Here is a 25,175-nt window from a genome sequence, read left to right on the forward strand (position 1 = left end):
GGGACTGTCGAGGACAGAGATGCGTCGCAGAATTGTTGCCGGAAACTGGAAAATGAACGGGTCGAAAGATCTGGTGAAACAGCTGGTTGGCGCAGTTTGCGAGCAGTCCGGTAATGTTGGCAAAGATGTGGAGGTGGTTATTATCCCTCCTGCGATCTATCTGGGCCAGGTTGCCGAGCAGGGAGGTGGGCGGATCATTACCGGTGCGCAGAACGTGTCCCAGTGGCAATCTGGCGCATATACCGGAGAAATCTCCGCCGAAATGGCCCGCGATATGGGTTGTGGCTATGTGCTGGTGGGCCATTCCGAGCGCCGGCAGTTGTTTGGTGAGACGGATTCTGTGGCAGCCGCCAAGGTTGAGCAGGTTCTGTCGAGCGGTTTGGTTGCGGTGCTGTGTGTAGGTGAAACGCTCGCGGAGCGGGAAGCCGGTCAAGCCGAAGCGGTGGTTGCCGAGCAGGTTCGCAGTGGGTTGTCAGTTGTGGCTGATGATCAGTGGTCCAGGGTTGTTGTGGCGTATGAGCCGGTCTGGGCTATCGGAACCGGAAAAACCGCGACAGCAGACGATGCCCAGGCCATGCATTCGGAAATCCGCAAGGTGCTGGATGGTATGAATGCACCGGCTAATGAGATTTCGGTACTTTACGGCGGCAGTGTAAAAGCGGATAATGCGGCCGCTTTGTTTGCAGAGCCGGATATTGATGGCGGTCTCATCGGTGGTGCATCGTTGAAGGCCGAAGAATTTATCAGCATTTGCCGGTCTTTCCCGGCAGGTGTCTAAGCCGACACGTTTACGAGAGTCTGTATGGATTGGTTGGAAACACTGGTAGTTGTTGTTCACGTCGTGATCGCCGTGTCGCTGGTGGGCCTGGTTCTGATCCAGCAGGGCAAGGGTGCAGACGCCGGAGCGGCTTTCGGTGGTGGTGCGTCCCAGACCGTGTTTGGTAGTCAGGGCAGCGGAAGCTTTCTGACGCGGATGACCACTTTTATGGCGGTTATCTTTTTTGTGACAAGTTTTTCGCTGGCAATTTTTGCCAAGCAGCGCGCTGAAGTGGCTGGCGAGGCAGGTATTCCGGTTGTTCAGGAATCGTCTCAGGCAGGTGCGCAAGCTGAGCAGGCGTCCTCTGCTGATGAGCCTGCAGCCAACAGCGAAACCGAGGGTGGGGACGCGCTCCCCGAACTCGAGTAAAGAATGATGCCCGGGTGGTGAAACTGGTAGACACGCCATCTTGAGGGGGTGGTAGCGAAAGCTGTGCCGGTTCGAGTCCGGCCCCGGGCACCATATTAAAAGAAGACGGCTTGGCAAACCCAGGCCGTTTTTTTTGGTCAGTCCTTGACCAGTCCGCGTGGCGTCACTATACTCCCGCGGATATTGGAGCCTGCGAGCATCGAGGCTTCCAGGCAGGCCAGGTGTCTGTCGGCAGAGCGCTTGAAAGGGTTGGCGCTTTGCGAATTCTTGCAACAAAAGGCCCCATGTTTCAGGGGCTTTTTGATTAAGGGGCCTGGCGCAAAGGGCCCTGGTGCATAAAAGGGCTGATTAACAGCCCTTTTTTTGTTTTTGTACCCTGAAAATTCGGAAACGGAGGCGGCGACACTTGTCAGCCAAACTGAAACAACTGGAAGACATCCTGCGCCCGGTGGTCGAGGGTCTGGGTTATGAGTTCTGGGGAATTGAATTCCGCTCCCATGGACACCATTCCAAGCTTCGGGTGTTTATTGATGATGCCGAGAACGGCATCGCGATCGACGACTGCGAGAAAGTCAGTCGTCAGGTCAGCGGGGTGATGGATGTGGAAGACCCCATCCAGACCGAATATACGCTGGAAGTGTCTTCGCCCGGTATGGACCGGCCGCTGTTCCGGCTGGAGCAGTACGAGGCATTTATTGGTCATAAAGTGCAGATCAAGCTGCGTATGGCGTTTGAGGGCCGGCGCAAATTCCTGGGCCTGATCAAAGGGGTGGAGGGCGACGACGTGGTAGTTGTAGTAGATGACCACGAATACCTGTTGCCCTTCGACAGTATCGAAAAAGCCAACATCGTGCCGGTTTTCGAGTGACACATTCGAATAAATCTATAGATGTATCGTTTATTTTGAGGGCAGGGCAATCCCATGAGTAAAGAGATCTTGCTGGTAGTGGAATCCGTCTCGAACGAGAAAGGTGTCGAGAAGGATGTGATTTTCGAGGCGATTGAACTCGCACTCGCTACCGCTGCCAAGAAACGTTATGAAGACGAAGAGGCGGATATCCGGGTTGCCATTGATCGCCGCACCGGAGAATACGAAACCTTCCGCCGCTGGCTGGTGGTCGACAATGATGCCGTTCCTGCGTTGGGCACTGAGCTGACCCTGCAGGAAGCGGAAGAGATCGACACCAATCTGAAGCCGGGTGATATGTACGAAGAGAAGGTGGAGTCTGTGGCGTTCGGGCGCATTGGTGCCCAGGCGGCCAAGCAGATCATCTTCCAGAAAGTGCGCGAAGCCGAGCGCATGAAGATTGTCGACAGCTACCGCGATCGTATCGGTGAACTGGTGTCCGGTACCGTCAAGAAGGTGACCCGGGACAATGTGATTGTGGATCTGGGTGGCAACGCAGAAGCTCTGCTTCCCCGTGAGCACCTGATTCCCCGTGAAACCTTCCGGATGGGCGATCGCGTTCGTGCTCTGCTGCTGGAGATTCGCACCGATCATCGCGGACCACAGCTGATTCTGAGCCGTACCGATTCGCAAATGCTGATCGAGCTTTTCCGCATCGAGGTTCCCGAGATTGCGGAGGAGCTGATCGAGATTCGCGGTGCCGCTCGCGATCCGGGCTCCCGGGCCAAGATTGCGGTGAAGACTAACGACCGCCGTATTGATCCGGTTGGCGCTTGTGTTGGTATGCGGGGCTCCCGCGTACAGGCAGTGTCTAATGAGCTGGGCGGTGAGCGTGTGGATATCGTGCTTTACGACGATAACCCTGCCCAGTTGGTCATCAACGCGATGGCGCCTGCTGAGGTGGCCTCCATTGTCATGGATGAAGACCGTCACACGATGGATGTAGCCGTTGCCGAAGATAACCTGGCGCAGGCCATTGGCCGGAACGGCCAGAACGTTCGTCTGGCGACCGAGCTGACCGGTTGGACCCTGAACGTGATGACGGAAGAAGAAGCCGGTGAGCGCCAGGAGCAGGAATACAACCGCCTGCTTGAACACTTTACCGCTCACTTGGATGTTGATGAAGAATTTGCCGGTGTTCTTATCGAGGAAGGCTTTACCTCCATTGAAGAGGTGGCCTACGTACCGATGGAAGAAATGCTGGCGATTGAGGGCTTTGACGAGGAAACCGTCACTGAATTGCGCCGTCGTGCCAAAGACGTATTGCTGAACCAGGCGCTGGCCAGTGAAGAAGCCCTGGAGGGCGCTGAGCCCGAAGACGATCTTCTGAACATGGACGGCATGGACCGGGCGCTGGCATTCAAGCTTGCCGGCATGGGCGTGCGCACAATGGAAGATCTGGCGGAGCAGTCGATTGATGAGCTGCTCGAAATTGAAGGTATGGATGAAGAGCGTGCTGGTCAGTTGATTATGACTGCGCGCGCACCCTGGTTTGAAGACCAGGCCTGATTCGGGAGAGGAGGACCAGTATGGCTGAAGTAACGGTAAAACAACTGGCCGCAGATGTAGGCGCTCCCGTGGATCGTTTGCTGAAGCAGATCGTGGAAGCGGGCCTGAAAGCCCGCAGCGAAAACGACGCTGTCACCAGCGATGAGAAGCAGCAGTTGCTGGCCTATCTGAGAAAAAACCATGGCGAGGCGGAAGCTGAACCGCGGAAGATTACACTCAAGCGCAAGACCACGACGACGCTTAAGGCCGGCAAGGCCAAGACTGTCAACGTAGAAGTGCGCAAGCGCCGCACCTATATCAAGCGTGCAGAGCTGCAACCTGAGCCGGAAGCTGAGGCGCCGGCACCGGAAGAGCCGGTACAGGCACCGGCGGCCGAACAGGCGCCGGTGGAAGAAGCGCCGAAGGTCGCAGCGGAAGCAGCACCTGCCGAAGCCCCTGAAACGGAAGCTCCGGCCGCAGCAGAAACCGAAGCCAAAGCTGCTCCGGAACCTGCTGCAGAATCCGCAGAGCCTGCCATCGCGCCGGAGGATATTCCCATGCCTCCGCCTGAGGATGAAGGTCGGGATCGCAAGCCGAAGAAGAAAAAAGAGAAGGTGCGTGAGCGCGGCGATGATATTGAAGAAGGCAAGCCGAAGAAGAAGCAGGCAGGCCATCGCGGTCCTCGCAGCCGTCCGGTAGAAGAACCGGTAGTACTGAGCGAAGACGAAGAGGAAACCACTCTTCGCAAGCCGCTGCGGGCCAAAAAGAAACCGAAAGAAAAGCGTCATGCTTTCGAGAGGCCCACAAAGCCCATGGTCAGAGAAGTACAGATTCCGGAAACCATCACCGTTGGTGATCTCGCCCAGCGCATGGCCGTCAAGTCCGCTGATGTTATCAAGACCCTGATGGGTATGGGGGTGATGGCAACCATCAATCAGGCGCTGGATCAGGAAACGGCGATCCTGGTGACCGAAGAGCTGGGCCACAAGCCCAAGGCGGTGAGTGAGGATGCCTTCGAAGAGGAAGTTCTGAGCGAAATCACCGGCCCGGACGAAGGCAAAGAGAAGATCAAGCGCGCGCCGGTTGTCAGTGTTATGGGTCACGTTGACCACGGCAAGACCTCACTGCTGGACCATATCCGCCGCGCCAAGGTTGCTGCCGGTGAATCCGGTGGTATTACCCAGCACATTGGTGCTTACCATGTAGAAACTGAACACGGCATGGTGTCCTTCCTGGATACCCCGGGTCACGCCGCGTTTACCGCCATGCGTGCTCGTGGTGCCCAGTGTACCGACATCGTTATCCTGGTGGTGGCAGCCGACGACGGTGTTATGCCTCAAACCAAGGAAGCCGTTGAGCACGCCCGTTCTGCTGGCGTACCGATCGTGGTTGCCATCAACAAGATGGACAAGGAAGAAGCCGATCCGGACCGCATCAAAAACGAGCTTTCAGCTCTGGAAGTCATTCCGGAAGACTGGGGCGGCGACGTTCAGTTCGTGCCTGTTTCTGCACACACCGGTATGGGTATCGATGACCTGCTGGAAGCGGTCTTGCTGCAGGCTGAAATCCTTGAGCTGGAAGCGTCCCCGGATGCAGCGGCGAAAGGGGTTGTGGTTGAATCCAGCCTGGAACGCGGCCGTGGTTCTGTTGCTACCGTGCTGGTTCAGAACGGTACGCTTCGCCAGGGCGACATGGTGGTGGCCGGTTCCTTCTTCGGTAAGGTGCGCGCCATGACCGACGAAGCCGGGCGCCAGGTGAAAGAAGCCGGCCCGTCGATTCCGGTCGAGATTCTGGGCCTGAACGGCACGCCAGACGCCGGTGACGAATTCTTCGCTGTGGCAGACGAGAAAAAAGCCAAAGAGCTGGCTGAATTCCGTCAGACCCGCGAGCGTGAGCAACGTCTCCAGCGCCAGCAAGCTGCCAAGCTCGAGAACATGTTCGAGAATATGGGCAAGGACGAGGTCAAGACCCTCAACGTGGTGCTCAAGACTGACGTGCGTGGTTCTCTGGAAGCCATTACCAAGGCCCTGCAGGACCTGGGCAACGACGAGGTTCAGGTGAAGATTGTTTCGTCTGGTGTTGGCGGTATCGCCGAGACCGACGTCAGCCTGGCCATGGCCACCAACGCCGTTATTTTCGGTTTCAACGTGCGTGCGGATACCGCATCCAAGCGTCTGGTTGAGCAGGAAGGTCTGGATCTGCGCTACTACAGCATCATCTATAACCTGATTGATGATGTGAAAGCGGCTTTGACAGGCATGCTCAAGCCGGAATTCCGCGAAGATATCGTGGGCATTGCCGATGTGCGTGACGTATTCCGTTCGCCGAAGTTCGGTCAGGTGGCTGGCTGTATGGTGACTGAGGGCACCGTATACCGTAACAAGCCGATCCGCGTACTTCGTGACAACGTGGTGATCTTTGAAGGCGAGCTGGAATCCCTGCGTCGCTTCAAGGACGATGTGGCGGAAGTCCGCAATGGTATGGAATGTGGTATCGGTGTTAAAGGCTACGACGTGAAAGTGGGCGACCAGATCGAAGTGTTCGATCGCGTCCGTGTTGAACGTCAGCTTGAGTCCACGGGGGCCTGATGGCACGGGAATACAGTCGCGTAGATCGCATCGGCGATCAGATGCAGCGAGAGCTGGCGCAGCTGATCCAGCGCGAGGTGAAGGATCCTCGCGTTGGTATGGTCACGGTTAATGATGTGAAAGTCAGCCGTGACCTCGGCTATGCCGATATCTATATTTCGTTGCTGTCCACCGAGGAACTCACCGAAGATTCACCCGAAGTGCAGGACTCCCTGACGGTACTGAACAAGGCCTCCGGGTTTCTGCGCGGGCAGGTTGGTCGCGCCATGAAATTGCGTGTGGTGCCCCATCTGCGTTTTCACTTCGACAAGCTGTTGGGGCAGAGCCGCAAGATGGATCGCCTGATCCGCGAAGCGGTTGGCGACAAGCCTGCCGTGCCCCGGGACGACAACGATGACCCGGTTTCCGACAACCCGGAGCGTGACGCTTGAGCCGAAGACGCAAAGGCCGTGACGTAAACGGCATCCTGGTGATCGACAAGCCCCAGGGCGTTACCTCCAACGGGATTCTGCAGCAGGTCAAGCGCCTGTATGGTGCGGCGAAGGCCGGCCATACCGGTGCGCTTGATCCGCTCGCCACTGGCGTGCTGCCCCTGTGTTTTGGTGAGGCCACCAAGTTCTCCCAGACCATGCTGGACAGCGACAAGGCGTATATCACCACCGCACGCCTGGGCATCCGGACAGAAACCGGAGACAGCGAAGGGGCTGTGGTGGAGGAAAAGCCGGTTCCCCAGTTCAGTGAGGATGAGGTGGAGGCCGTGCTGGCCCGGTTCCGTGGCGACATTCAGCAGGTGCCCTCCATGTACTCGGCTCTGAAGCATCAGGGCAGGCCACTGTACGAATACGCCCGCGAGGGCATCGAAATTGAGCGCCCGGCCAGGCCGGTGACCATTTACGAGCTCAAATTGTTGGCGGTTCGGGAACAAGAGCTGGATCTTGCGGTTACCTGTACCAAGGGTACGTATATCCGCTCACTGGTTGAGGATATTGGGGAGGTTCTGGGCTGCGGTGCTCATGTCAGTGCTCTGCGCCGAACCCTGGCATCCGGTTACACCCTGGCAAATGCCCACGATGTCAAAGACCTGGAAGCCATGCGCGAGCGCGGGGAAAGCCTGGATGGCCTGCTGTTGCCGCCGGAAACCGCCCTCACCATGTTTCCTGAGTACCGATTGTCCGGCGTGCCGCTGGTATCGATCTTGAACGGACAACCGGTTAGAATACCGGGTCAGCCTTTTGAAGGTTTCGTCCGCCTGTATGGCGAGCATTCCTTCGTAGGGCTGGCAGAAGCATTGCCGGAAGGCGATGGCACTCAACTGGTGCCTCGCCGTCTGGTCAAGAACAGCAAACGGTAAACGCCTTTTGCTGATTAGCCGGGCTGTAGAGATGCGCGGTTCGGCTGAATAGGTATGCATCGCAACCAATGAGGTGAAATATGGCACTGTCTGCCAGTGAGAAAGCTCAGATCGTTAAAGATTTTCAGCAAGGTGATGGCGATACCGGTTCCCCTGAGGTTCAGGTAGCTCTGCTGAGCGCCAACATCAACAAGCTGCAGGATCACTTCAAGGCCAACAAGCAGGATCACCATTCCCGCCGCGGCCTGATCCGGATGGTAAACCAGCGTCGTAAGCTGCTGGACTACCTCAAGCGCAAGAACGCTGACCGTTACCTGGAACTGATCCAGCGTCTGGGTCTGCGTCGCTAATCCGGTTTAGCGACCTGATGGCTGGCCCGGGGGTTCCCGGGTTCAGCCGTGCTTCTCTCCCGCTCCCTGCCTTGCTCATTCCGAACAAGCAGGAAGCGTTTTTTGCTGCAGTTGATTTGTCTGTGAAACCGAAGGATTTTCCCTGTCACAATGGAAAGCCGCTATTGATAGCAGGTTGTTGAAAAGCCCGGGAACTCTGGCCGGGGTTTTGCAACAGCCTGTTAGCTTTCAGACGGGTTGCCTTTCGGTTCACTGATCAGACTGCTGCAGTTGTTGGAAAATGGCGAATGAATGGGTCATTGGCCAGAATCAAAACCGCTGAAAATGCAGGAGTTTATTGTGGAACTGCAACCACGTATCAAGACATTTGAAATGGGTGGGGAAACCTTCACCCTGGAAACCGGTCGTATTGCCCGTCAGGCAACCGGCGCGGTACTGGTAAGCACCGGCGACACTGCCGTTCTGGGCACCGTTGTTGGCGCCAAAGAGCCCAAGCCGGGCCAGGGCTTCTTCCCCCTGACTGTGAACTACCAGGAAAAAACCTACGCCGCCGGTAAAATCCCGGGTGGCTTCTTCAAGCGTGAAGGTCGTCCGTCCGAGAAAGAGACGCTGACCTCCCGCCTGATCGACCGTCCGATTCGCCCGCTGTTCCCGAACGGCTACATGAACGAAGTTCAGGTTGTGCTGACGGTTATGTCTGCCAGCAAGAACCACGATCCGGATATCGCTGCCATGATTGCTGCATCTGCAGCCCTGGCCATCTCCGGTATCCCGTTCGACGGCCCGATTGGTGCTGCCCGTGTGGGTTACACCAACGAGAAAGGCTACTTCCTGAACCCGACCTTCGAAGAGCTCAGCACTTCCCTGCTGGACATGGTTGTGGCCGGTACCGACGAAGCGGTGCTGATGGTTGAGTCCGAGGCCAAAGGCCTGACAGAGGACCAGATGCTGGGCGCCGTACTGTTCGGCCACCAGGAAATGCAGACTGCGATCACTGCCATCAAGGAATTTGCTGCCGAGAACGGCAAGCCGCGCTGGGAATGGCAGCCCGAGGCGGAAAACACGGAGCTGCTGAACGCCATCAAGGCCGAGTTCGGTGGTGCCATCGAAGAAGCCTACGCTATCCGTGACAAGATGGCCCGTTACGAGCGTCTGGGTGAGATCAAATCTGCTGCCGTTGAAAAACTGGCCGGTGAAGAAGAAGGCCAGCCTTCCGAAGAGGAAGTGAAGAAGTACTTCGGTAAGGTCGAGAAGTCTGTCGTTCGTCTGCAGGTTATCGAAGGCAAGCCGCGTATCGATGGCCGTGACAACAAGACCGTTCGCCCGATCAAGGTGGAAGTTGGCGTACTGCCGTCCGTTCACGGTTCCGCCCTGTTCACCCGTGGTGAGACCCAGGCTATCGTTACCGCTACGCTGGGTACCACCCGTGACGTGCAGATCATCGATGCCCTGGAAGGTGAGCGCAAGGACCCGTTCCTGTTCCACTACAACTTCCCTCCGTACTCCGTAGGTGAAGCTGGCCGCATGGGCAGCCCGGGCCGTCGTGAAATTGGTCACGGTCGTCTGGCCAAGCGTGGTGTAGCCGCGGTTATGCCGACCATCGAAGAGTTCCCGTATGCCATTCGTGCGGTTTCCGAGATCACTGAATCCAACGGTTCCAGTTCCATGGCTTCCGTGTGTGGCTCTTCCCTGGCGCTGATGGATGCTGGTGTGCCGCTGAAGGCGCCGGTGGCCGGTATCGCCATGGGTCTGGTCAAGGAAGGCGACAAGTTCGCGGTCCTGACTGATATCCTGGGTGACGAAGATCACCTGGGTGACATGGATTTCAAGGTTGCCGGTACCAAAGAGGGCGTCACGGCCCTGCAGATGGACATCAAGATTCAGGGTATTACCGACGAAATCATGGAAATCGCCCTCGAGCAGGCCAACGCTGCGCGTCTGCACATCCTGGACGAGATGAACAAGGTGATCGCCGAGCCCCGTGCCGAGCTGTCTGATCGCGCTCCGAGCATCACCACCATCAAGATTCATCCGGACAAGATCCGTGATGTAATCGGTAAGGGTGGCGCAACCATCCGTGGTATTTGCGACGAGACCGGCGCTTCCATCGACCTGGACGACGACGGCAACGTGAAGATCTACGCCGACAACGCTGCGGCCGCACAGGCTGCCGTGAATCGCGTGAAAGAAATCACTGCCGAGATCGAAGTGGGTGCTATCTACAAGGGCCGCGTTGAGCGGATTGTGGACTTCGGTGCCTTTGTTAACATCCTGCCCGGCAAGGATGGTCTGGTGCACATTTCCCAGATCTCCGAGCGCCGTATCGAGAACGTCACTGACGAGCTGAGCGAAGGTCAGGAAGTTCTGGTCAAGGTGCTGGATGTGGACAACCGTGGTCGCGTTAAGCTGTCCATGAAGGAAGTTAAGGAAGGCGAACAGCCGACTGACTTCGCTGACTGATTTTCAGGTTAGTCAGTAGTGAGAAAACCCGTCTTGCTTCGAGCTTGGCGGGTTTTCTTTTTTCTGGGCCGTGTAGTTTCGTGCTTTGCAGAGGTTGGGGGAAGTCCTTTCCAAAAGACGCTACGAGCACATCCATGTGCGCTTCGTTCGGGCCATCCTTGGCCCTCAAGACTTTTGGAAAGGACTTCCCCCAACCTCCGCGCCGATCTTTGTGCCGGCCTCCCTATGCGCCTTTTCGCGGATCTTCATTTCGTGAATGTGGTGGCTAGGGACTCCCACCCATAAAATTCAGAACAGCCTCTCGGTAAGCAGGAATGATAAACGTCGCGGCATGAGGGGTGTCGGTTCTGAGGAATTTTTTTGGCTGTTCTGCGGCTTCATAGAGTCTCACGCCGTGCTCAAACGGAATGATGCCATCCCGAACGCTGTGGATAACCATCACCGGCACCGGTGAGAGGTCAGCGATGCGGTCTGTACCTTCGTAGTCATCCGGGATGGTCCAGCTCAGGGGGTACTGGAATGGCCAGGTGAGCCAGAACTGGTCAAGTTTCTCCCGGGCGATGTAGCGGAAGCCGGAGAAGGTGCCGTCGAGGATGATGCCGTCCAGGGTGGGTTGTTCGTTGCGCTGGGTCCATTCGCTGGCGAGCGCGATGCTCAGAGCGCCACCGAGGCTCTGGCCGAGCAGGTACAGCGGACGGTCTTCAGTGTGTTCCTGATGGGTCAGCCAGCGCAGGCCGGTTTCTGCGTCGTGCAGGGCGCCTTCGATGTCCGGGGCGCCGGTAGACTGGCCGTAGCCCCGATAATCGAGGGTGAACACGTTGTAGCCCTTTTCCGGCAGCCAGGCAACGTTGAGGATGTGGGCGCTGACGTTCTGGGCGTTGCCGTGCAGGTAGTAGATGGTGCCCTTGGCTGGTTCGTCGGTGAGGGCAGGGAGCCACCAGCCGTGGAGGGTTTCGCCGTCGGCGGTGTCGAGGTAGACGTCCTCAAAATCCAGGTTAAGCCGGTCGGGGGTAATGTAGGTGGCGTTGTCCGGATAGAAGAATACGCTGCTGCAGCCTGTTTGCAGCACCGCGGCGATGGCCAGCAGTGTGACGATGGTCGTTCTGGCGCTCAGAAGTAGGCGTGTAGGCCGGCTTGCCATGTGCTTTGGTACCTGTCGTAGTGGTCTTCCCGGGTGAATTTGGCGAATAGGCTGAATTCCCGGCCAATGTGCCAGTTGGCTTCGGCGTAAAACTGGTCTTGCCGGTGTTGGCTGTTGACGATCCAGGCTTTGGTTTTTACGCCGGTCAGCAGGCTGAAGCGGTTGTTCTGGTGCAGCAGGCCAAGGTCTGCACCCGGGGCGAAGTCGTAGCCACGTTTGATGTCATCGTCGATTTCTACATCGGCCGTGGCAATGGCGAAGGCCTGTGTGTTCTGGGCCAGGCTCCAGCTGCCGCCGGCTCCGCCTTCGAGATAGGGCGCCAGAACGTGGTCATCGCCGGTGTCCGTGCGGCGGCCGCCAAAACCAACTTGCCAGGAGATCGGTGCAAAGAACTGGTTCCGGGGGCTCAGGGAGCGTATTTCCACGCCGGTGATCTGTTCCACCTGAAGTTCGTCGTTTTTGTGGTAGAGCCTGGCGTCCAGGCGCAGGAACTGAAGTTGTGCACCGGTACGGTAACCGGCGGGCGGATCCAGTACGTCGTGGTAGGCCGGCCGGATGGTCAACTGGGTGAACTCGCTGTGGGCGAGCTGGCCAGAACCGAGGCTCAGGCGAAAGGTGTCATGCCCCTGATCGTCGCGGATCTCCGGTTCGGGCACGTCTGGAAGTTCTGCCGCACCCTCAATCTGGCTGCGGGCGACCAGTAGTTGATGAGACAGCGGCGCCGCGTGTTCCCGGGGCCAGCCTTCGGCTTCGCTCTGGTAGCGTACGTAATCGTACGTGGCATCAAGGAGTTGGGCGCGGTCGTCTTTACCAAGCTTACGCACTTCGGGGTCGTTCACTGCCACATAGCCATTGGCCAAGGCTGCGGCGATGGTCTGGTGGTGTGCGGGCAGGCTGTCCAGGCTATGGGCTACCGAGGTGGCGGCAGACGGGCGGTAATGGATGCTTTCAAGCAGGCCGGCATCTCTCACCCAGCGCACGGTGTCGGACGGGATAGCGTGAGTGCTTACTTCGTCGAGCAGGTCTGTTCCCGGGCGGGCGGCGTCGATCAGGGCTAACAGGCGGTAGGCGCAGTTCTCATCGAAGAAATAGTAATCAAAGTTCTTGTCCTGAATTTCCCAGGTATGGGCCAGCAGGGTGTCAACCTCCTGTTGGTCGAGATTCAGGGTGTACTCCCAGAGATCCCGGTGTTCGATGTCGTTGTACAGCCGGATCATTTCGTAATAGGGCTTGATGGAGGTAATGCCTGGATAGCCCCCGAAAATACCCCGATAGGCAAACAACAACTCGCTGTCATGTTCAGCGGCATCGGCTGCGTAAGAAACAGTATTTGCCAGCAGCAGATCGGTTTCTTCGTCATCCTGGGGGGGATCGAGCCGCAAGAAGGTGTGTCCGAACATGGATGAGGGACTGTTCAGATAGGACGCAGCAAATACCAGGGTGACTTTCTCGGTATTCAGTGTGCCTGCCCATTCCTCGAAAGCGGGGCAGTTTACTGGTGTGTCCGGCAAATCCAGTTGCTCTCTCAGCCAGGCATCCCGGGCCGGGAATCGACAGCGGGCGTGGCTATCACCACCTCCGAGTTGTTGTATGGCCTCCAGGGTGGCTTCCAGCTCGGCTCTGGGCGATGTTTTGCCGTTGTCACTCAGAAAGAACGCCGGGTCATCGGCCTGGCTGGTGTAATCGGAACCGAACCTGTCCTGATGATAATGGCCGAGGGTCAGCCAGGTTGGATTGTGATGAAGGTCGTCCGGCAGTTTAACGGATTCTGCCTGCGCCCAGGCAGTACTGCATGCAAGCCATAAAACGGCCTGCCCGATACGGAGGGTAAAGCCCATGGAGTTGGTGTTTCCGGATTAGTGGCTCTGGGGTTTGTGTGCCGTCCATGGCGCCATTCTGTTCCATTGTCGCCAGTGATCAGGCGGCTACGTATTTGCTCAGAGCGTCGTTCTGCTCCAGCAGGGCCACGATGTCGTCTACGGCTTCACCTGAGGTGGTATCAGCGTTGGGGAAAATGGAAGCAAAGTTGTCTTGCAGTACTTTGCGGAAGGTATCACGGTCGGTTTCATCTACACCCAGCAGGACTGCCAGAGTGTCCAGGTTTTCACCGGAACCGCGGGACATGTCGCGGGCAACCTTGTCGATGTTGCTGTCCATGTACATGGCCATGGATTGAACAGACTGGTTGGTCTGACAGCCCAGAGTGCCGGTGGTCATACCAAAGGTCTGGTTACCGAAGGTTCCGTTGGTGGTCGCGGCCAGTACATGTGGCGCAATGCCGGACTACCCCTTCCAGATCATGGCTCCCACGCCACAGCCGGGCTGGGCGAAAGCCATGGAGGAAGCACCAAGAAGAATTGCACCTGCGATCAGTTTTTTCATTATCCACTCCTTTCTGTGGTTTTGCTTTGTCGCATACCCTGCAGCGGTCTGATTCCCTGGCTGCAAGACAACGGCCAGTATCTGATTAGGGTTATAGACCGTCAGTTTGAGTATAGATCAAAACCTAGGATTGAAAAGGAATCAAGCGCTTGGAGTGATTCAAGCTTGATGATGAAGCAGGTAAAGGCCGAGGAGGGGAATTTCTTGGCTAAAAAGTCTATTTCGGACCCTGTGGAAGCAAACCGGAGCACAAAGCTCCGGTAGTACTCAAGGTAATCAGTTACCGTGAACAGTCAGTTCATAGTTACCGATAATGCCCAGAATGTTGTTCGCTTTCCAGTCAATATGAGTAACGGAGGTGATGTTGCCGTCAGCTTTTGCTGCTTCGATGCTGCAGTCACCTTGAGCGATCAGAGCAAGGATGCTCTGGCATTTAGCGGTACCGACTTTCGATCCTTGAGCGTTGGCAGTAGCCGCAACCGGGAGTTGGATGTCAGTGAACAGGCCACCTACGGGAACAGAGGTTGCACAACCGGCCATGGTCATGGAAGCAGCGAGTACTGCTGTTGACATGATTTTTTTCATAACTGAAGTCCTTTTTGCTATTTCGATTATTAGGAACAGAGTTACAAACTCCGTGTCGGATTGTAATCCAATCGTTCGGAGTTTGGAATGTTGTAACGCTCTGAGTTATCAGGTAGTTGTGAAAGCAAAGATATTTCCGTCAACCACCCAGGTAGGCATCCCTCACTTCCGGATTGGCCAGCAGGTTCTTGCCGGTGTCGTGCAGGCGGATACGGCCGGTTTCCAGCACATAGCCCCGGTCTGCCAGGCTCAGGGCCTGGTGAGCGTTCTGCTCCACCAGGAACACCGTAATCCCTTCCTCTCTCAACTGGCCGATGATCTCGAAGATCTGCTGAATGATGATCGGCGCCAGCCCCAGTGACGGCTCGTCCAGGATGATCATTCTGGGTTTGCTCATCAGTGCTCGGCCGATGGCCAGCATCTGCTGTTCGCCGCCGGACATGGTACCGGCCCGCTGATGTTCACGCTCTTTCAGCCTCGGGAACAGCTCGTACACGTGATCCTGGCTTTTTCGAATTTCCGATTTGGTGTTGAAGAAACCGCCCATGTGCAGGTTCTCTTCCACCGTCAGCCCGGGAAACACCCGGCGGCCTTCGGGCACAATGGCAATGCCGGAGCGCATGATGTTGGAGGTGGCTTCATTGGTAATGTCGCGGCCTTCCAGAATCACCCGCCCTGAGCTGGCCTGCGGGCTGCCGCAGACGGTCATCAGCAGCGTGGTTTTGCCGGCGCCGTTGGCGCCGATCAGTGACACAATCTCGCCCTTCTTCACTTCCACGGACACGCCGTGCAGGGCCTCGATCTTGCCATAGTGGGTATGTACGTCTTCCAGTACCAGCATGGTGTCTCCTCAGGCCTCGCCCAGATAGGCTTTGATCACATCGTCGTTCTGGCGAACTTCGTCCGGGGTGCCGGCAGCCAGGGGGCGTCCCTGATTGATGACGGTAATCCGGTCTGAGATGTCCATAACCAGGCTCATATCGTGCTCAATCAGCAATACGGAAACGTTGTAGTCCTCTTTCAGGCTGACAATCAGCTGGTTGAGGTCTTTGGTTTCCGCCGGGTTCAGGCCTGCGGCTGGTTCGTCCAGCATCAGCAGTTTTGGTTCGGTCACCATGCAGCGCGCAATTTCCAGCCGGCGCTGCTGGCCATAGGCCAGGTTGCCGGCCTCCCGGTTGGCCAGTTCCAGCAGGCCAACGCGATCCAGCCAGTAGGCGGCCCGGTCAAGGGACTTGCGTTCCCGCTCCCGGTAGTCGGGTGTCTTGATCAGGCCGGATATCAGGTTGGTGTTCAGGTGCCGATGCTGGGCCACCAGCAGGTTTTCCACCACGGTCATCTGGCCGAACAGGCGCACGTGCTGGAACGTTCGCACCATGCCCAGTCGGGAAATCTTGTAGTCCGGTTTACCCTGGACTTCATTACCTTCAAACAGGATTTTCCCGCCCGTGGGCTTGTAAAAACCACTGATGCAGTTGAAGACCGTGGTTTTGCCGGCCCCGTTGGGGCCGATGATGGAGACTATTTCGTGTTCCTGCACGTCCAGGCTTACCTGGTCGACTGCCAGCAGGCCGCCGAAGCGCATGGACAGATTCTGTACTTCTAGCATGTCTGTCACTCCTGGCGTCTGAGTTCAATGTGAATGCGGCGCATGGGCATCAGCCCCTGTGGCCGCCAAACCATCATCAGTACCATGGCGGCGCCGAAAACCAGCATCCGGTAGTCGGAAAACTCCCGGGCCAGTTCCGGCAGGATGGTCACGGCAATGGCGGCAAGCACGACGCCCAGCTGCGAGCCCATGCCGCCGAGTACCACGATCGCCAGGATGATGGCAGACTCAAGGAACACAAACGACTCCGGGCTGATAAAGCCCTGCTTGGAGGCAAACACCGTGCCGGCAAACCCGGCAAAGAAAGCGCCAATGGTAAAGGCGGAGAGTTTCACCGCGGTACGGCTCAGGCCCAGGGAGCGGGCTGCAATCTCGTCTTCCCGCAGGGCTTCCCAGGCACGGCCAACGGGCATGCGCATGAACCGGCGGATGATCAGGGCTGTGATCACGGCCAGGACCAGAGCAATCAGGTAAAGAAATATCACCTTGTGCTCGCTGCTGTAGGCGATACCGAAGGTCTCATGGAAGGAGGTGTTGCCTTCTTCGCGCACCCTACGGCCGAATTCCATGCCGAACAGGGTAGGGTCGGGAATGCCGCCAATGCCGTTGGGGCCGCCGGTGACGGCCGTCCAGTTATTGAGCAGAATCCGGATGATTTCACCGAAGCCGAGTGTGACGATGGCGAGATAGTCCCCTCGTAACCGGAGCACGGGGAAGCCCAGAACCAGGCCAAACAAGGCCGCCAGGCAAGCCCCGATAGGCAGTGCCATCCAGAAGGAAATACCGGCGTATTGGGACAACAGGGCAAAGGTGTAGGCGCCAACCGCGTAGAACGCCACGTAGCCAAGATCCAGCAGGCCGGCCAGGCCGACCACGACGTTCAGTCCCAGCGCGAGCATGACATAGATCAGGACCAGAGTGGCCAGATCCACCGCACCTCGGGAAACGAAGAAGGGCCAGAACAGGGCCAGAACGACAATGCCGGTGAGTACCCAGGATTCGATTTTGGCCCTTTTGTTCTCGGCCATCGGCTCCTTCTGGGTTTTGGGCAGCGGGCTTGGGATGCTCTTGAGCCCGCCCATGATCTGATCCCGGAACAACTGGAACAGGAACACGATCACCGCGGCCAGCAACACGAGGATTACTGTGCTGGTATCGGCGCCGGTCAGGGTCACGCTGATGCCCTGAGCTTCCAGGTTGAAGCCGATGATCGGGTAGGAAATGATCAGTGTGATGATCGCGCAGAAGAGCGCGTGTCGAAAATTGTTGGCAGCCATCAGATCTTCTCAACCTCCGGTTTGCCCAGCAGTCCGGTGGGTTTGAACAGCAGAATCAGAATGAGCAGGCTGAACGACACCACATCTTTGTATTCACCACTCAGATAGCCCGAGGTCATGCTCTCGGCAACGCCGAGGATGAGGCCGCCCAGCATGGCGCCGGGAATGCTGCCAATACCGCCAAGAACAGCTGCGGTGAAGGCTTTCAGGCCGGCAATAAAGCCGAAGAGCGGATCTACTGAACCGTAATACATACCCAGCAGCAGCCCGGCGACGGCAGCGAGCGCGGCACCAATCACGAAGGTGGCTGAAATGATGCGGTTGGTGTCGATGCCCAGTAGATTCGCCATGCCCAGATCCTGCGAGACCGCGCGACAGGCCCTGCCGATGCGGGAGCGGGAGATGAACAGGGAAAGTGCGGTCATACAGATCAGGGTGGTGATAAAGATGGTGATCTGAATGTAGGAGATGGACATCGGGAAGGTATCTTCGGAGCCGAACTGGAAACCACCTTCAATCAATGCCGGGAAGCCGATGTTGCGGGAGCCCTGGGCGAGGTGGACATAGTTCTGCAGAAAGATGGACATGCCGATGGCGGAGATCAGCGGAATCAGGCGGTGCCGCCCGCGTACCGGCCGATAGGCTACCCGTTCCACGGCCCATCCCATGGAGCTGGAGACAATCACCGCACATATGAGTGCAACGATCAGTACCAGTGGTAACCAGGCGATACCGAGGGTGGCCAGGCCCGTTATGGCGATCAGCGCGGTGTAGGCGCCGATCATGTAAACCTCACCATGGGCAAAGTTGATCATGCCGATGATGCCGTAAACCATCGTGTAGCCGATGGCGATCAGGGCGTAGGTGCTCCCGATCGTCAGCCCGTTAATGAGCTGTTGAAAAAAATACAGGAGGTCTTGCATGTTTGTGGAACTCCGAAAGCCCGCTCCCTCGCTTGGCTGCGACCGATCACCGGTGTCGCCGGTGCGGATGCAGTGAGGGTCTGCAGGAGCCCAGAAAAACACCTTCCCCCGGATCGCGGTGGGAAGGTGCTCTCATTATTACCGTTAGTTAACGATTTTGGCTCAGTTTACCGGAGTTTTACTGCCATCTGAATGCCATTCGTACACCACAAACTCGAACGACTTCATGTCGCCGGCTTTGTCGTACTGAACGGTGCCGATGGGGGTCTCGAAGCTTCCGGTACGAAGGGCCTGGGCCACATCGAACGGATCTTTTGAGTCGGCCGCTTCAATGCCTTCCGCAATCAGCTGTACGGCGGCATAGGAGGTGAGTACGAAGGGACCGGAGGGATCTTCACCTTTGGCGTCAAAGGCGGCGATCAGCTCCTGGTTTTCTTCTTTCTGGTCGAAGCTGGGCGGCAGGGTGACCAGCAGGCCTTCGGCGGCTTCACCCGCGATGGTGTTGATGTCTTTGTTACCCACGCCTTCCGGGCCCATGAACTTGGCATCCACGTCAGACTGGCGCGCCTGGCGGAGGATCAGGCCCAGCTCAGGGTGGTAGCCACCGTAGTACACGTAATCGACGTCAGCCTGTTTGATTTTGGTGACAAGGGAAGAGAAGTCCTTGTCACCGGCGGTAATGCCTTCAAACATGGCAATTTCGATGCCGGCATCCTGCAGGGTGTCGCGTACTGCAGTGGCAATACCTTCACCATACTGCTGTTTGTCATGAACGATGGCCACGCGCTCAGGACTCTGGCTGGCAATGTAGTTGCCGGCAACCGGCCCCTGCATGCTGTCCAGGCCGATGGTGCGGAACACCAGTTCGTAGCCGCGCTCGGTGATTTCCGGGCTGGTGGAGGCCGGAGTGATCATCAGAATGCCTTCGTCTTCATAGATGTCAGACGCCGGCTGGGTAGAGCTCGAACACAGGTGGCCCACCACGTAGCGAACACCTTCATTGACCAGCCGGTTGGCAACGGTAACGGCCTGCTTCGGGTCGCACACGTCGTCCACTTCAACGGCCACCAGGTCTTCGCCCATAACACCACCGGCAGCGTTAATCTGCTCGATGGCCATGCGGGCACCAGAGAACTGCATGTCACCGTACTGGGCAACGGGGCCGGTCATCGGGCCGGCGATACCAACTTTGATTTCAGCGGCGGCCTGGCCGGCAGCCATCAGAGCAACGGACGCGCCTACAGCGGTAGCGAGTTTCTTTACGGAGGTTTTCATCGTGTTTTTCCTGTTTGTGTCAGGGTTATTCTTATGTTCTCAGAGACTTAAACAAGCACCACAGTCTGTTGCTTGTCAAGCAAATCAGGCCAGGGTGTCTGCTCTGGAACACGGCGCAGCTATCGGGAAAGAATTAGCAAGCGCCGTGCCGTCCTGAGCAGTGTCACGCGTCCGTGCTGTCGTCCTTATTTTGAAAGACAAGATTCCTGAAACTTTCGTGATCGTGCAGGTGTTCGAAGCTCGGGTCAACCGATGCGTCGTCCCGATAGGCTTCCGAGATCTCAATGGCTTTTTCCAGATTGCTGACGGCATCTTCCCAGCGGCCAATCTCGGCATAGGCGCACGCCAACTGGTAGTGTGCGTGGCCATTGTCTGGTGCCAGTTTCAGTGCCCGCTGGCACAGGCTGATGGCCCAGAGGGGCTCCTGCATTTCGAGTACGGCGTCAGCTTTATAGCTCAATGCCTCAACATCGTCGGGGCGCAGGTCAAGAATCTGGTCGTAGGCGGCGATCTTGTTCTGTTGTGAGGTCTCCTGGCTTGCCTTCAGCCAGAGCGCATGCACCTCGTTGGTGCGCTCAATCTCAGCCTGGTTCTGATGAATAATCTCGGACTTCTGCTGCAGTTGTTCTTCAATGGCCTTCAGGCGTTGTTCGTATTCCACCACCAGTTCGTTCACACGTTTCTCGGCCAGGCTGGTCAGCTGGTTGCGCATGTCGCGGATGGAGTTCCAGCCAATCACCACCAGAATGGAGGTGGCGCCGGCGATCAGGTAGAAAAAGTAAGTCACCGTGTCGGTGGCGTAGGACATGGTTTTGTCGGCCACGGACAGTTCCTTGTCTACCACTTTCTCGATCAGTTCGGCCCGGGTATTTTGCATCTCCTGGCGCAACGCCTTGGTTTCCTCCAGCAGATAGAGTTCCACGAACGGCGTGTACATAGGTTTTTCCAGGGTGCGTGTGCTTTCCTCCAGGTCTTCCGCGGTCAGTTCTTCTTCCGGGCCGAGCTGTTGTTGCTGGGCAAACGCCTGGCCGGCAAAAGTGAGCACGAGGGCGAACATGAGGTAATACCTGATCATTAACCAGATCCATCAGTCAGTGAATTGAAGCGATTGCTGACCTTAGCATAGTGGCTGGCAGAAATAATGCTGCATTGCCCACCGAAGGGGGTAATGCCAACAAGAAAGCAAGCTAGTAAAACTGCACACTTGCAATCCTTGGTGCAAAGACCTCTAATAATTAGTGGTATAAATAACGGCCAGAAATCTCTTCCGGGGGACGGATGTGAACAGCTATGAGCAGGTTTTGGTGGCATTGCGCCGGGTAATCCGGGCCACGGATCTTCATTCCAAGCGACTCAGCAAGCACGCCGGGCTTACCGGCCCCCAGTTGCTGATCATGCGCACTATCCGGGATATGGGTGAGGTTACGATCGGCACGATTGCCGAGAACGTGAGTCTCAGCCAGGCCACGGTGACGACCATTCTCGACAGACTGGAGCATCGCAAGCTGGTGTACCGGGTTCGCAGCACGAGAGACAAGCGCAAGGTTCACGCCCATCTCACGGAGGAAGGTGCTGAGATTCTGGCTCGTGCGCCCAACCCTCTGCAGGAGGACTTCATCCAGAAGTTTCAGAGCCTGGCGGAGTGGGAGCAGACCATGATTCTGGCCTCGTTGCAGCGCGTGGCCAACATGATGGATGCCGATGATATTGATGCTTCACCGGTGCTGACCGTTGGCTCGGTTCTGAAAGACGACGGCTGGAAAGAAAAGCCCTGACCTGGTTTTGAGACCGGCCCTGATCGAGGGCCGGCCTCAGCAGTTCATTAATGAACGCTTGATCCCTGCTTCGGCTTGCTGCCAAAACACACCTGAAACACATCGTTGTAGTGTTTGGCAAAGTTCACAGAGATACCTTCTTTCAGGTAATCGGGAAGTTCCTCGTAATCCCCGCGATTCGCTTCCGGCAGGATCAGGTTGTTGATCTTCTGCCGGCGTGCGGCAATCACCTTTTCCCGAATACCGCCCACCGGCAAGACCTGCCCGGTTAACGTCAGTTCCCCGGTCATGGCCAGGTTCTGTTGCGGCGCTTCCTTGCGGGCAATGGACAACAGGGCGGTGGCCATGGTGATGCCGGCGCTCGGCCCGTCTTTTGGCGTTGCGCCCTCGGGCACGTGCAGGTGGACAAAGGATTTGTCGAAGAAAGTCGGGTCACCCTTGAACCGCTTGAGGTTAGAGGACACGAAGCTGTAGGCGATCTCGGCCGATTCCTTCATCACATCTCCCAGTTGCCCGGTGAGCTTGAAGCCCCGCTGGCTGCTGTGAATGCGTGAGGCCTCAATGCTGAGAGTGGCGCCGCCCATGGCGGTCCAGGCCAGGCCCGTCACCACGCCGGTGCCTTTCAGGGATTTCTCCTTCTTGAATGCCGGCTGGCCGAGATAGTCGGTCAGATCGCCAACACCCACTCGAACCGGGTCATCCGGGTTTTCCAGCAGGCGCACGATGCCCTTGCGGACAATCTTGTGCAGCAGCTTCTCCAGATTCCGCACGCCGGCTTCCCGGGCGTAGCCCTCAATCACCTGGCGAATGGCAGCGTCGCTGATGTTCAGCTGCTTCTTCAGCAGGCCCGCCCGTTTGAGCAGGCGAGGTACCAGGTAATGTTTGGCAATGGCCAGTTTTTCTTCGCCGATGTAGCCGGACAGGCGGATCACGTCCATCCGGTCCAGCAGCGGCCGGGGGATCGTGTCCAACTGGTTGGCGGTACAGATGAAGAGCACTTTCGAGAGGTCCATGCGCACATCCAGGTAGTGATCCAGGAACTCCCTGTTCTGTTCCGGGTCCAGGGTTTCCAGCAAGGCTGAGGCCGGGTCGCCCTGGTAAGAGCTGCCGATCTTGTCGATCTCGTCGAGCATGATCACCGGGTTGGCCACTTTGCTGTCTTTCAGGGCCTGTACGAACTTTCCGGGCATGGCGCCGATGTAGGTGCGACGGTGTCCTTTGATTTCGGCTTCATCCCGCATGCCGCCCACGCTGAAACGGTAGAACTCCCGGCCCAGGGCATCCGCCACCGAATGGCCGATAGAGGTTTTACCGACCCCGGGCGGGCCGACCAGCAGCAGTATGGAGCCGCTCACTTCGCCCTTGAACGTGCCTTCAGCCAGAAATTCAATGATCCGGTCCTTCACATCGTCCAGGCCGTCATGGTCCCGGTCCAGAATCTTGCGGGCCTCGGCCAGATCAAAATGATCCTGTGAATGCACGCCCCAGGGTACCTGGGTAATCCAGTCCAGATAGTTGCGGGTTACCCCGTATTCCGGTGAGCCCTGTTCCAGCACCTGCAGTTTCTGGATTTCATCCTTGAATCGCTCCTGCACGGCTTCCGGCGGATTCAGTTTCGCCATTCGCTCTTCAAAGCGTTCCACGTCCGCCGTCTTGTCATCCTTGGCAATGCCCAGCTCCCGCTGGATCACTTTCAACTGCTCGCGCAGGAAAAACTCCCGCTGGTGCTTCTGCACCTTCTCGTTTACTTCCTCGTTGATCTCGGATTGCAGGCGGGCGACCTCCTGCTCCTTGCGCATCAGCAGCAGTACTTTTTCCATGCGCCGGAGCAGGGGCACGGTATCGAGAACATCCTGCAGTTCGCGACCCGGAGCGCTGGTCATGGATGCACCGAAGTCCGCAAGGGGTGAGCTGTCATCGGGCCCGAAGCGGGACAGGTATTGCTTCACTTCTTCGCCATAAAGCGGGTTGGTACGCAGCAGTTCCTTGATGGCGCTGATGATGGCCAGGGTGTAGGCCTTGAGTTCGTCGGCCGGTTCTTCGGGCTCCTGTGGGTATTCGACTTCTACCAGATAGGGTGGGCGACGGCGAAGCCACTGGACAATTCTGAACCGTTGTAGACCCTGGGCGATGAACTGAACCTTGCCGCTCTCGTTCTGGGCTTGATGCACGCGTACGGCGCAGCCCATGGTCTCAAGGTCTTCACTCTCCGGAATGCCGTTTTCGGCATCTGGATTCTCGACAAAACAGATGCCCAGAACTCGGTGATCGGTTTCACCAACCCGCTTCAGGGTTTCCTGCCAGGGATCCTGGTTGACCATGACCGGCTGCACCTGTGCAGGAAAGAACGGCCGGTTGGAGACCGGCAGAATATACATGCGCTGCGGCATAACCTGCTGTGGCAGCGCCAGGCTCTTGCTGTTTTCGTCTTTGCCGATGTATTCGGTCACGTCTTCTTCAAATTCTTCCAGGGAGTCTTTGCGGTTCTCGTCATTCATACCGGATTGCTCTCAAGGCGTGAGTGGTTAAAGACCTATGTAACGACAAAAACCGGGTTTTCAAGCTGGCTTGATTTTTCCGCCGCTGGCTCCATATCTTCAGACAATTTCATTCATTCTGGTTCAGGTTCCCGACATATGAGCAATTCGCCGCATATCTTTGATGCCACCGCCGACAACTTTCAGCAGAAAGTGATGGAAGCCTCTGCCACCACGCCGATTCTGGTGGATGTATGGGCGGAGTGGTGCGCGCCCTGCAAACAGCTGATGCCGATTCTGCAAAAGCTGGCGGAGGAATATCAGGGTAACTTCCAGTTGGCCAAGGTGAATGCCGACGAACAGCAGGAACTGACGGCCTCCCTGGGAGTGCGCAGTCTGCCGACCATCATTCTGGTGAAGAATGGTCAGGCTGTGGATGGTTTTAATGGCGCCTTGCCCGAGAGCGAAATCCGCAAGATTCTGGAAAAGCACATCGAAGCCCCGGCGGAAGATCCTTACGAGAAAGCCCATGCTCTTTGGGAAGCCGGTGATGTGGACGGAGCTCTGGCCATCCTCACGGAGCTGAACCGGAAAGACCCGGAAAACCTGGATGTGCTGATTGATCTGGCCCAGTTGAAGGCCGAGCAGGGCGATCTGGATACCGCGGAGCAGGTGCTCAACAGCCTGCCGCCGGAAGAAAAAATGCAGCATAAAGCCAAACAGCTGGCGGCGAGGGTGAAGTTCCTCAAGCAGTCGGGTGAACTGCCCGCGCAGGCGGAGTTGGAGGCAAAACTGGAGGTCAATCCGAAAGATCCTGAGGCTCTGCATCAGTTGTCCCTGCACATGGTTTTGCAGGATAAAAACGCGGAAGCCATGGATTTGCTGATCCGGCTGATGCAGGCCGATAGCACCTACAAGGACGGCGTCGCCAAAACCACATTGGTGGAGCTGTTTGAAAAACTGGGCAACAACAATCCGGATGTGCGCACGTATCGTAGGAAGCTGTATACCCTGATGCACTGAGCCGGTTGGACGGTGAGCCGGTCGGTAGCATCGCTGACTGGCTCAATTATCTCTCCACGATGCTGAAACTCCCTCCCCAGCCCGACCATTGTGAGCTTTGCGAACGCCCGGTGGCAAAGCTCACAAGGCATCACCTGATACCCAGGCATCTGCATCGCAAGAAGCGCTTTCAGAAACTGTTTTCCAGGGAAGAGTTGATCACCCGTACGCTTTGGGTCTGTCGTCCGTGCCATAACGCGATTCACAGGGCGTGTTCGGAGTATGAGCTGGGGCTGAATTACAACTCGAGGGAGAAGCTGCTGGAGCTCGAAGAGGTGAGGGTGTTTGTTGAATGGATTCGGGAAAAGCCAGCGGGGTTTGTGCCTAAGAAGGGATGGTAAG

Annotated in this window: 23 protein-coding genes and 1 tRNA gene; 13 read left to right on the forward strand and 11 right to left on the reverse strand. The window is 57.2% G+C overall.

Annotated elements, in window-relative coordinates; genetic code table 11:
- Positions 1-19: 19 nt before the first annotated feature.
- From tpiA to pnp, 10 genes are all read left to right on the forward strand, one after another.
- On the forward strand, positions 20-778 hold the full coding sequence (gene tpiA / locus Q674_RS36750) for a triose-phosphate isomerase (protein ID WP_031210357.1): 759 nt from the start codon (positions 20-22) through the stop codon (positions 776-778).
- A 24-nt stretch (positions 779-802) separates the two neighbouring features.
- Positions 803-1,186 carry a preprotein translocase subunit SecG gene (secG, locus tag Q674_RS36755; RefSeq protein ID WP_023009676.1) on the forward strand — a complete coding sequence of 128 codons (384 nt, stop codon included), beginning with the start codon at positions 803-805 and terminating at the stop codon, positions 1,184-1,186.
- 8 nt (positions 1,187-1,194) lie between these two features.
- Positions 1,195-1,279 (forward strand) — tRNA-Leu (locus Q674_RS36760).
- A 313-nt stretch (positions 1,280-1,592) separates the two neighbouring features.
- On the forward strand, positions 1,593-2,054 hold the full coding sequence (rimP, locus tag Q674_RS36765; RefSeq protein ID WP_011786762.1) for a ribosome maturation factor RimP: 462 nt from the start codon (positions 1,593-1,595) through the stop codon (positions 2,052-2,054).
- Positions 2,055-2,108: 54 nt separating this feature from the next.
- On the forward strand, positions 2,109-3,602 hold the full coding sequence (gene nusA / locus Q674_RS36770; protein WP_011786761.1) for a transcription termination factor NusA: 1,494 nt from the start codon (positions 2,109-2,111) through the stop codon (positions 3,600-3,602).
- Between the two features lie 20 nt (positions 3,603-3,622).
- Positions 3,623-6,169 carry a translation initiation factor IF-2 gene (gene infB / locus Q674_RS36775; protein ID WP_011786760.1) on the forward strand — a complete coding sequence of 849 codons (2,547 nt, stop codon included), beginning with the start codon at positions 3,623-3,625 and terminating at the stop codon, positions 6,167-6,169.
- Positions 6,169-6,600: a 30S ribosome-binding factor RbfA gene (rbfA, locus tag Q674_RS36780; protein WP_011786759.1), complete on the forward strand. Its 432-nt coding sequence runs from the start codon at positions 6,169-6,171 to the stop codon at positions 6,598-6,600. Before infB ends, rbfA begins: the two co-directional genes overlap by 1 nt.
- On the forward strand, positions 6,597-7,520 hold the full coding sequence (gene truB / locus Q674_RS36785; protein ID WP_011786758.1) for a tRNA pseudouridine(55) synthase TruB: 924 nt from the start codon (positions 6,597-6,599) through the stop codon (positions 7,518-7,520). Before rbfA ends, truB begins: the two co-directional genes overlap by 4 nt.
- Positions 7,521-7,600: 80 nt before the next feature.
- A complete protein-coding gene (rpsO, locus tag Q674_RS36790) occupies positions 7,601-7,870 on the forward strand; it encodes a 30S ribosomal protein S15 (protein WP_011786757.1) in 270 nt (89 codons plus the stop codon).
- A 345-nt stretch (positions 7,871-8,215) separates the two neighbouring features.
- Positions 8,216-10,330 (forward strand): polyribonucleotide nucleotidyltransferase, encoded by a 2,115-nt coding sequence (pnp, locus tag Q674_RS36795; RefSeq protein ID WP_227501251.1) that lies wholly within the window; start codon positions 8,216-8,218, stop codon positions 10,328-10,330.
- Positions 10,331-10,595: 265 nt separating this feature from the next.
- Here pnp and Q674_RS36800 read toward each other — a convergent pair whose 3' ends face one another.
- The 10 genes from Q674_RS36800 to Q674_RS36845 all read right to left on the reverse strand — a co-directional run bounded on the left by Q674_RS36800 (position 10,596) and on the right by Q674_RS36845 (position 20,594).
- Positions 10,596-11,471: an alpha/beta hydrolase gene (locus Q674_RS36800; RefSeq protein ID WP_023009678.1), complete on the reverse strand. Its 876-nt coding sequence runs from the start codon at positions 11,469-11,471 to the stop codon at positions 10,596-10,598.
- Positions 11,441-13,309: a DUF4105 domain-containing protein gene (locus tag Q674_RS36805; RefSeq protein ID WP_023009679.1), complete on the reverse strand. Its 1,869-nt coding sequence runs from the start codon at positions 13,307-13,309 to the stop codon at positions 11,441-11,443. The genes Q674_RS36800 and Q674_RS36805 overlap by 31 nt, the downstream gene beginning before the upstream one ends.
- 79 nt (positions 13,310-13,388) lie before the next feature.
- Positions 13,389-13,748 carry a DUF3015 family protein gene (locus Q674_RS36810; protein ID WP_227501252.1) on the reverse strand — a complete coding sequence of 120 codons (360 nt, stop codon included), beginning with the start codon at positions 13,746-13,748 and terminating at the stop codon, positions 13,389-13,391.
- 381 nt (positions 13,749-14,129) lie between these two features.
- A complete protein-coding gene (locus Q674_RS36815) occupies positions 14,130-14,438 on the reverse strand; it encodes a TRL-like family protein (protein WP_022991291.1) in 309 nt (102 codons plus the stop codon).
- A gap of 139 nt (positions 14,439-14,577) precedes the next feature.
- A complete protein-coding gene (locus Q674_RS36820) occupies positions 14,578-15,279 on the reverse strand; it encodes an ABC transporter ATP-binding protein (protein WP_011786751.1) in 702 nt (233 codons plus the stop codon).
- Positions 15,280-15,288: 9 nt separating this feature from the next.
- Positions 15,289-16,044, reverse strand: a complete 756-nt coding sequence (gene livG / locus Q674_RS36825; RefSeq protein WP_011786750.1) for a high-affinity branched-chain amino acid ABC transporter ATP-binding protein LivG — start codon at positions 16,042-16,044, stop codon at positions 15,289-15,291.
- Between the two features lie 5 nt (positions 16,045-16,049).
- The gene (locus Q674_RS36830) at positions 16,050-17,321 is read right to left on the reverse strand and encodes a high-affinity branched-chain amino acid ABC transporter permease LivM (protein WP_022991293.1); all 1,272 of its coding nucleotides are present in this window, start codon (positions 17,319-17,321) and stop codon (positions 16,050-16,052) included.
- Positions 17,321-18,244, reverse strand: coding sequence for a high-affinity branched-chain amino acid ABC transporter permease LivH (livH, locus tag Q674_RS36835; protein ID WP_014422583.1), 924 nt, complete (start codon positions 18,242-18,244; stop codon positions 17,321-17,323). The genes Q674_RS36830 and livH overlap by 1 nt, the downstream gene beginning before the upstream one ends.
- Before the next feature lie 162 nt (positions 18,245-18,406).
- On the reverse strand, positions 18,407-19,519 hold the full coding sequence (locus Q674_RS36840) for a branched-chain amino acid ABC transporter substrate-binding protein (protein WP_023009683.1): 1,113 nt from the start codon (positions 19,517-19,519) through the stop codon (positions 18,407-18,409).
- 163 nt (positions 19,520-19,682) lie between these two features.
- Positions 19,683-20,594 (reverse strand): TPR end-of-group domain-containing protein, encoded by a 912-nt coding sequence (locus Q674_RS36845; RefSeq protein WP_014422581.1) that lies wholly within the window; start codon positions 20,592-20,594, stop codon positions 19,683-19,685.
- A gap of 205 nt (positions 20,595-20,799) precedes the next feature.
- Here Q674_RS36845 and Q674_RS36850 point away from each other — a divergent pair, with 205 nt between their 5' ends.
- The gene (locus Q674_RS36850) at positions 20,800-21,294 is read left to right on the forward strand and encodes a MarR family winged helix-turn-helix transcriptional regulator (protein WP_023009685.1); all 495 of its coding nucleotides are present in this window, start codon (positions 20,800-20,802) and stop codon (positions 21,292-21,294) included.
- Positions 21,295-21,341: 47 nt separating this feature from the next.
- Here Q674_RS36850 and lon read toward each other — a convergent pair whose 3' ends face one another.
- Entirely contained in the window at positions 21,342-23,792 is a 2,451-nt protein-coding gene (gene lon, locus Q674_RS36855; protein WP_023009686.1) for an endopeptidase La, read from the reverse strand.
- A 138-nt stretch (positions 23,793-23,930) separates the two neighbouring features.
- On the opposite strand from lon, the gene trxA reads away from it, so the two are divergent.
- Together trxA and Q674_RS36865 are read left to right on the forward strand one after the other, a co-directional pair.
- A complete protein-coding gene (gene trxA, locus Q674_RS36860) occupies positions 23,931-24,794 on the forward strand; it encodes a thioredoxin (RefSeq protein ID WP_023009687.1) in 864 nt (287 codons plus the stop codon).
- A 59-nt stretch (positions 24,795-24,853) separates the two neighbouring features.
- Complete coding sequence (locus Q674_RS36865; RefSeq protein WP_031210361.1) at positions 24,854-25,174, forward strand: hypothetical protein; 321 nt, start codon at positions 24,854-24,856, stop codon at positions 25,172-25,174.
- The last annotated feature ends 1 nt before the right edge of the window (position 25,175 follow it).

The organism is Marinobacter sp. EVN1, assembly GCF_000475375.1.
Lineage (GTDB): Bacteria > Pseudomonadota > Gammaproteobacteria > Pseudomonadales > Oleiphilaceae > Marinobacter > Marinobacter nauticus.